The organism is Agrobacterium sp. CG674, assembly GCF_053521645.1.
The window spans coordinates 114211-120433 of record NZ_JBNWDZ010000010.1 but is presented as its reverse complement, the minus strand read 5'-3'; the positions used below and the strand labels follow the sequence as shown (position 1 = coordinate 120433).

The 6223-nt window shown below is 54.4% G+C and carries 17 protein-coding genes; 13 read left to right on the top strand and 4 right to left on the bottom strand.

The genetic code is table 11. The features are described from left to right. The first annotated feature begins 97 nt into the window (after nucleotides 1–97). Nucleotides 98–355, top strand: a complete 258-nt coding sequence (locus tag ACQZ51_RS21520) for a hypothetical protein (RefSeq protein ID WP_448780417.1) — start codon at nucleotides 98–100, stop codon at nucleotides 353–355. Nucleotides 356–467: 112 nt separating this feature from the next. Beyond that, on the top strand, nucleotides 468–1358 hold the full coding sequence (locus ACQZ51_RS21515; protein ID WP_448780415.1) for an SPFH domain-containing protein: 891 nt from the start codon (nucleotides 468–470) through the stop codon (nucleotides 1356–1358). Between the two features lie 74 nt (nucleotides 1359–1432). On the opposite strand, the gene ACQZ51_RS21510 is transcribed toward ACQZ51_RS21515, so the two are convergent. Together ACQZ51_RS21510 and ACQZ51_RS21505 are read right to left on the bottom strand one after the other, a co-directional pair. Beyond that, nucleotides 1433–1711: a hypothetical protein gene (locus ACQZ51_RS21510; protein WP_448780414.1), complete on the bottom strand. Its 279-nt coding sequence runs from the start codon at nucleotides 1709–1711 to the stop codon at nucleotides 1433–1435. Nucleotides 1712–1792: 81 nt separating this feature from the next. Beyond that, a complete protein-coding gene (locus tag ACQZ51_RS21505; protein ID WP_448780412.1) occupies nucleotides 1793–1945 on the bottom strand; it encodes a hypothetical protein in 153 nt (50 codons plus the stop codon). Nucleotides 1946–2093: 148 nt separating this feature from the next. On the opposite strand from ACQZ51_RS21505, the gene ACQZ51_RS21500 reads away from it, so the two are divergent. Next, nucleotides 2094–2393, top strand: coding sequence for a hypothetical protein (locus ACQZ51_RS21500; RefSeq protein WP_448780410.1), 300 nt, complete (start codon nucleotides 2094–2096; stop codon nucleotides 2391–2393). On the opposite strand, the gene ACQZ51_RS21495 is transcribed toward ACQZ51_RS21500, so the two are convergent. Further along, nucleotides 2348–2554 (bottom strand): hypothetical protein, encoded by a 207-nt coding sequence (locus tag ACQZ51_RS21495; protein ID WP_448780408.1) that lies wholly within the window; start codon nucleotides 2552–2554, stop codon nucleotides 2348–2350. The genes ACQZ51_RS21500 and ACQZ51_RS21495 overlap by 46 nt on opposite strands. Nucleotides 2555–2768: 214 nt before the next feature. Here ACQZ51_RS21495 and ACQZ51_RS21490 point away from each other — a divergent pair, with 214 nt between their 5' ends. After that, the gene (locus ACQZ51_RS21490; RefSeq protein WP_448780406.1) at nucleotides 2769–3173 is read left to right on the top strand and encodes a hypothetical protein; all 405 of its coding nucleotides are present in this window, start codon (nucleotides 2769–2771) and stop codon (nucleotides 3171–3173) included. 22 nt (nucleotides 3174–3195) lie between these two features. Beyond that, nucleotides 3196–3453 (top strand): hypothetical protein, encoded by a 258-nt coding sequence (locus ACQZ51_RS21485; protein ID WP_448780404.1) that lies wholly within the window; start codon nucleotides 3196–3198, stop codon nucleotides 3451–3453. 33 nt (nucleotides 3454–3486) lie between these two features. Here ACQZ51_RS21485 and ACQZ51_RS21480 read toward each other — a convergent pair whose 3' ends face one another. Then, entirely contained in the window at nucleotides 3487–3702 is a 216-nt protein-coding gene (locus ACQZ51_RS21480) for a hypothetical protein (protein ID WP_448780402.1), read from the bottom strand. Between the two features lie 232 nt (nucleotides 3703–3934). On the opposite strand from ACQZ51_RS21480, the gene ACQZ51_RS21475 reads away from it, so the two are divergent. The 8 genes from ACQZ51_RS21475 to ACQZ51_RS21440 all read left to right on the top strand — a co-directional run bounded on the left by ACQZ51_RS21475 (nucleotide 3935) and on the right by ACQZ51_RS21440 (nucleotide 6196). Beyond that, nucleotides 3935–4258, top strand: coding sequence for a hypothetical protein (locus ACQZ51_RS21475; RefSeq protein ID WP_448780401.1), 324 nt, complete (start codon nucleotides 3935–3937; stop codon nucleotides 4256–4258). A gap of 63 nt (nucleotides 4259–4321) precedes the next feature. Then, complete coding sequence (locus ACQZ51_RS21470) at nucleotides 4322–4570, top strand: hypothetical protein (RefSeq protein WP_448780399.1); 249 nt, start codon at nucleotides 4322–4324, stop codon at nucleotides 4568–4570. Between the two features lie 62 nt (nucleotides 4571–4632). Further along, nucleotides 4633–4917, top strand: coding sequence for a hypothetical protein (locus tag ACQZ51_RS21465; protein ID WP_448780397.1), 285 nt, complete (start codon nucleotides 4633–4635; stop codon nucleotides 4915–4917). Continuing rightward, nucleotides 4914–5171 carry a hypothetical protein gene (locus tag ACQZ51_RS21460; RefSeq protein ID WP_448780395.1) on the top strand — a complete coding sequence of 86 codons (258 nt, stop codon included), beginning with the start codon at nucleotides 4914–4916 and terminating at the stop codon, nucleotides 5169–5171. The genes ACQZ51_RS21465 and ACQZ51_RS21460 overlap by 4 nt, the downstream gene beginning before the upstream one ends. Beyond that, complete coding sequence (locus ACQZ51_RS21455; protein WP_448780393.1) at nucleotides 5168–5509, top strand: DUF3768 domain-containing protein; 342 nt, start codon at nucleotides 5168–5170, stop codon at nucleotides 5507–5509. Before ACQZ51_RS21460 ends, ACQZ51_RS21455 begins: the two co-directional genes overlap by 4 nt. Beyond that, complete coding sequence (locus tag ACQZ51_RS21450; protein ID WP_448780391.1) at nucleotides 5509–5724, top strand: Lar family restriction alleviation protein; 216 nt, start codon at nucleotides 5509–5511, stop codon at nucleotides 5722–5724. The genes ACQZ51_RS21455 and ACQZ51_RS21450 overlap by 1 nt, the downstream gene beginning before the upstream one ends. After that, a complete protein-coding gene (locus ACQZ51_RS21445) occupies nucleotides 5721–5882 on the top strand; it encodes a hypothetical protein (RefSeq protein ID WP_448780389.1) in 162 nt (53 codons plus the stop codon). Before ACQZ51_RS21450 ends, ACQZ51_RS21445 begins: the two co-directional genes overlap by 4 nt. Further along, nucleotides 5879–6196 carry a hypothetical protein gene (locus tag ACQZ51_RS21440; protein WP_448780387.1) on the top strand — a complete coding sequence of 106 codons (318 nt, stop codon included), beginning with the start codon at nucleotides 5879–5881 and terminating at the stop codon, nucleotides 6194–6196. Before ACQZ51_RS21445 ends, ACQZ51_RS21440 begins: the two co-directional genes overlap by 4 nt. The last annotated feature ends 27 nt before the right edge of the window (nucleotides 6197–6223 follow it).

Here is a 6223-nt window from a genome sequence, read left to right as displayed (position 1 = left end):
AACCGAGGCGCAATAATCGTCGCTACCCTGTTCGGTGGCGCTCTGGTCCTTGCTGTTGGTTTTGAAGCCCTCAAGGCCGCTTTCTAAGGAACTATCCATGAAGCTGATTACGCTCATCGCCGCCGCGGCAGTCGCGACCTTTTCAACCCCGGCACTTGCCCTGTCCGTCATTCCGACAGTTGTTGTGGTCCCGCGCGCCGTCGTTATTCCTCGCGTGACTGCTGCACCAGTCGTGCCGCGTGCCAATTCAACAACGCGCTATAACACGCCCGTCTACCGGACACCGCCGGTCGTCGTTTCTCCACACATCACCGCGCCGTCGCGCAAGTGCGACCGCAAGGGCGAGAACTGCTGATGCTCAAGGCAATCGGGGCCCTCGTCGTCGCAATCATCATCGCAATGGGTGTCGTGAAGGCACTCGAATTTATCCGCAAGATGCGGGAAAACTCTGAAGGAGAGAAGTGAATATGGGTAAGATTGGATTGGCTATCGGCGGTATCGTCGTTCTCTTTGTCCTGTCAATTTTTGGCGGATCATTCTACACCGTCGATGAAGGCGAACGTTCCGTCGTTGTTAGCCAGGGTAAGATCGGCGAAGTCTCCGGTCCTGGCTTCCATTGGAAGAAGCCGTTCCTGGACGTGGCACACGATATCAGCGTCCGCACTCAGGCAATGGAGTTCCCGGAAGAGCCGGTCTACACCGCTGACCGTCAGACGGCGACCGTGAGCTTCTCGGTAAACTACGCAGCCATTCCGACGGACAAGGAGATCATGACGATCTACCGCGAGTTCCAGTCTCTTGATGGTCTCGAGTCCCGCATTCTGAAGCGCCAGATCCGTGAAGCGATCAAGAATGTCTTTGGCACATTCTCTGCCGACCAGGCTATCCGCGAACGTGGCCGTCTTAACAACGAAGTCTCTGTCGCAATCGCCAACCTCGGTGAGGGCCTGGTTAAGATCGAAGGCGTCAACATCGAGAATATCAACTTCTCGGACGCGGTTGAAGCAGCGGCGGAACAGCGTGCCCAGGCTGAAATGCTGGTTCAGACGGAAAAGCAGAAGAATGCTCGTGAAGTCGTTCTCGCCGAAACGCAGGTCATCAAGGCCAAGGCTCAGGCTGACAGCCAGCTTGCCATCGCCACTGCTGCTGCCGAGGCCCAGCTTGCCACGGCAAAGGCAACTGCCGAAGGTAATCGTTTGATTGGTGAAGCCGACGCTTTCGCCATCAAGGCCAAGTCTGACGCTTTGTCTGCCAACCCGAACTTGATCGAATACCAGAAGTCTCTTCAGTGGAATGGCGCACTGCCGACCACGATCACGCCGAACGCTGCGATCCCGTTCTTCAACACCGGCAAGTAACCCTCGCCGGCTCCCACTGACTACCGATCAGCCCGCCTTTGTGCGGGCTTTTCTGGTTAGAACCTACCTGTCAATTAGTCTCGCCTTTTGCGATTGGCACACGATGCGCAGCTTCCGCTATCGTCGATAACTTTAGCGACAGCCGAGGTCATATCTTTCTGCGAATAGTCGCTGTTGGCTTGGGCGAACTTTGTGGCTTCCGCCATCGCGACGTTCCTCTTGCCAACCGACGTGTCACGGGCGACCAGGGTATAGTGGTCGCAGCGCTCGAAAAAGCCAACCCGCACCAAAATTTCCTCAGCGACACTGGTCGCGTGTTCTTCCCATTCTCTGTGACGTTTAACCTGACCCATTCTGATTTTCCTTGTTTAGCCTGCCGACTTCCAATGCGTAGTTTGCTATAAAACGAGAATCGAGAGCGAAAGCAGTGAGCATCAGGAGCCAGCCTTGGTGCGCCGACGAAGACGGGCTACGTCGGCGTTGGCGAGCGCCTCGCTCTCGATAGGAGTGAACGGGATGATACCCATCTCAATCACGCTGACGATAAAGAAAACCCGCACGGGCTGGCAAGCAATCGTGCGGGTCACATTCTTTATCTAAGCGAAACGGGTCAGGAGTTAGCGCTCCTGGCCCACTCCCAAAACATATATCTACCCAGCGCGCTTTTCAAGTGCCTGCCGCACTCCACAAAACGATGTGCGATGATGTCTCTATCAGCAATGGAGAGACACGAAAATGATGTTCTACAGCGACACGGCTCCGCGCACTGCTTCCGATATCAACGTGTGGAAAATGGATGGCTCGAAAGGCTATCTGCGCCATTTCGACAATCTGCTGGTGTTGCAGTTCTTCGCTAAGAATGGATCTCGGCAAGAGCGTGCCGAGATCGAAAAGGAAATCATCATCTGTAACCGTAAGCTTTCCTTCTGGGAGAAGCATCCGAATTACGACGCCGCGATCGTGCAGCGCGAGAAGGAGAAGATGATCCGTCAGTGGTCTGTGGATGCGGCGTCCGGGAAGGTTTCCGCGCCGTAGAACAATGCGTCCTTCGCGATCTCTTCGAGGTCGTGGGGTGACTCTTCCTTGAATGTCTTGGCATCCCACGGAATGTCATTTGCCCTGCAATACAAGCCGATTGCCACTTGAATGGCAGCCGAAATTCCAGTGGCATGGGTGAAAAACTGTCCTGCGTTCATGCTGCCTTGTTCCTGTTCTGTTCTCTAGGATCAAATTCCTACACCAAGGGCGGCGGCGAGTAAACCCCGTTCTACAGTTCCCACGAAAATGTCGAATAAGTTGCCTGCCGCTATCCAAGCAGCGCTCAACTACAATAGATTATCAACCACAGCAAGAGCAAAGCTAAATAAGTATTTAGCTATTTCCTTATTTCTGTATAGTCAGGAGACGATCATGAAAATCACCACCTTTGGACGAGTTGAGCATCGCGCCCTCTCTGAGGCTCTGAACAAGGCCATCAAGGCGGTCGGCGACGAATTTGGCGTCGATCTGGTCGCAGGTGGCGGGCAGATCGGTATGTCCGGCGGTGTCGTAAAAGTGACTGTCGAATTGCGTGACACCGGCGCTGGCAAGAGCGGCGCGAAAGCGGAGTGGGATCGCTACTGCGGAGCTGTCGGGATGAAGCCTGAACACTTCGGTCAGACTTTCGCTGCCAATAACCAGATGTATCGCATCAGCGGGCTCAACCTCTCAGCCCGGTCATATCCGATCCAGGCAGAGCGGGTGTTTGACAATAAGACCTACAAATTCTCTGCATCGACTGTCTGTGCAAAATTCCCTAAGAAGGCGGCTGCGTAAAACAGCATCAAGGGAATGCAGAATGAATGTATGGATGGCGACGGTGATAACGCTTCTGGGCTCCGGTGATCCGACCGTGGCGCCGGAAGTCCGTGTGAACCCTTCTCAGTTTCTGTCGATGGCGGAATGCACTGAGTGGGAGAAAAACATGCGGACGCAGGCTCCCGTTGCTATCGATACGCCGACCGGAAAGCCGATCATGGGCACATTCTACAAATGTGTGCCGGTTCGAGACAACATGCTGACCGAGCTGCAAGAGGCAGTGAAGAACAATCCATAACACAAAGGCCCGCATCTAGCGGGCCTTTTCGTTTCAAACCTTCACGAGTTGGAGCGGTATATCAATCGGAAAGACCTCCGCACCATCAAAATGCGCTGATGACACGACGTGGTCGAGATAACAGGCATTGCGGGCTTTGAAGTCTACCAGGTCGAAATCCCGGTTCATCTTGCGGAAGTGCCGGGTAATGGTTTGAAGCAAATCCGCACTAAGCATTTCCTTCGATTTTTCAAACTGTTCTCTAATCATTTAGAACCCTTTTCGCTTCCGGACATTGCTGGCTAACTCTCCTCGTCTAGCCTGGGTAAAGTTGACCGTTCGAGTCTGGATAACCAGTTGTTAACGCCTTTGGCAACCGCAAAGTTCTCGTTATGGGCGACAATAACCGCTCATGACCGCTGCACTCCCACGTTGAAAGTGCTATAAATTAAGTATCAGAACACAATCAAAATATCAGACATTGACGAAAAAGGACGCAGCAATGCCCGACACACCAAATGTATTCACTACCTTCGCGGGCGAGCACAAACCAGATGCCATCGTCGAGCCGGGCGATGTTGCCCTCGTTCTCAAGCGTGACGGATCCTGCCAAGCGTTGAACTTCGGCTATGACGCGTCACGGTTTCACCTACCAGCTGATCAGCAGACGGATGATGACCGCGATATGATGAAGCTGGGTCGTCGGCTATTTGCACTCGCTCTGGCTGCAAGCCATCCAGTTCTTATGCAGATGCTTGAAGATATCGCCTCTGATCCAGAGGTTGTGGACTTCGAAAAGCTTCATGCCGTCGTTCGTCTGCACTGATCACAATTATGTGAATGCGGGTATACGCCCGCATTTCCGGCATTTATCCACAGGATCAAACACATGAGCCTACAGAACAGGCAGCGACTTGAATTCGCCGCGACTGGATTTCTCGCTGAAATGCGCAAGCAATGGGCGAAAATGCACCCGCAGGATCCCTGCCCCGTGAAGAATCTGATCGACTATCCACCAGCAGAGCGCTCAGCTTTGATGGCAGCGGTTGAAAAGTCCATCAAGTTTGCCGGAACAGACGCCGACGCCACCTTCGAAGCGTGGGTGCGAAAGCGGGAAGCGAAAGCGCAGACTGCCTGACGCATTCCACATTCATTTGCGTTATAAAGTAAGTAAGCATTTATTTATCAGAGGAGATGCAAATGATTGACTCCATGCTTATGGGCTTGGCGATCATCAATGGCACGGTCAAGTTCGAGGAGCGCCGTGATGATGTGCGCGTTTACGCTAACGTGCTCGGGATGAAGGTCACGCTCGCAGCGATCACCAAGAAGGAACTGGCCCAGATGCTCGCACAGACGGCCGACGGCACGATCGCGACCGGTCAGCCTGTCGATATGTCGGTAATGAAGCCGCGCCCGCCAGTGACTCCGCCAGCGCCGCCCACGCAGCCTCGACGCGGCTTCAAGCTGGAGCTGGTGAAATGAACAGTGCGAGCCGCGCAATAGAGACGTTCATCCAGGAGGCCAGGGCACGGGCCCAGAATGGCAAATCGGGCGATGGTGATTACCGCCTCGCCGTGTATATGACCTCCGGGCACAGGTTCGATGACCTTGAGGTTGTAAAGCATGACCCTGGCACCGGGGTGTTGGTAGTTCTGAAGGATGACGGCGTAAAGCCCGACCGCCGGGAGCTGGCTATCATCACGGACCAGGTCGTAACGGTGGAGATATTCTGGTGACAGAAGAAGACAAAAAAGCCAGAATACGGCAGCTGAATGATGAAGTGCGTCTTAACGGCGTCGCACTCAATGCTCGGATCTTGACCGCTGGTCGGCTGGCGCAAGAGGATCCCGTTCTAGGTATCGTCGTTGGGCACTATGCCAGCAAATTCACGGAATTCAACGAGGATAATGATCCGCACGGCGAGCATGACTGTGCGAAATTCACAGTCAAAGGACAGGAGTTCCTGTTCAAGTTCGACTACTTTGCCTTGGATGAGGAGCATCTGAGCGAGCACCCGGAGGATCCCGCAGTGACGATCCGCGTGATGACACTCATGTATGCGGAGGACTACTGATGGCTGGCTTCACCCTCGAGCCCTGTCCGACGTGTGGTGGTAATGCACGCCTGTCTTATAACAAGGGCCGTTCAGTCATCGGCACTCCCTGGCACCGCGAATACGTGGTGTGCGGCTGCGGCTTGCAGACCAAAATCTTCAAATACCCTGGCGGCGCTATAAAGCTCTGGAACCGCCGGCCATCGTCAGCGCCGAAGCTGGCGGAGGCAGTATGAGCGGCAATCTCTATCAGTTGCAAACCAAAGCCTTGCCGGGAGAGATCATGATGATCCGTGGCCCATTCGACACGTATGGGCGGGTCATGAAGCTCCAGGACAGCGGCTATCACCTTATCCGTGGCCTCGGACACCAAAAGCCAAAGGAACTGTCATGACAGCCTACAAGACCTACACCCTCGGCAACAACTCCGTCATCAACTGGCGGCAGTCCATCGACACTTATTATAAGCGTGGGTTGGAGCAGTTCTCCGATCCGCGCACGATACAGATCATGCTCGACATGGCCGAGGACTTCCTGTCCAAGGACGCCGGAATGATCGCAGCCGTGCTCGGTTCCAGCGGCCAGCAACAGGCTGATGAGTTCGCAGCCGTATTCGAAGAGGAGCGCGTCGTCATGCAAGAAATCCACGGCGAGCTGACTGCGTGGATTGCCGATCGCGATGCCAAAAAGGTTTCGCGCATTACCTGAGCATTTCCATTCGCGTTTGCGCTATAA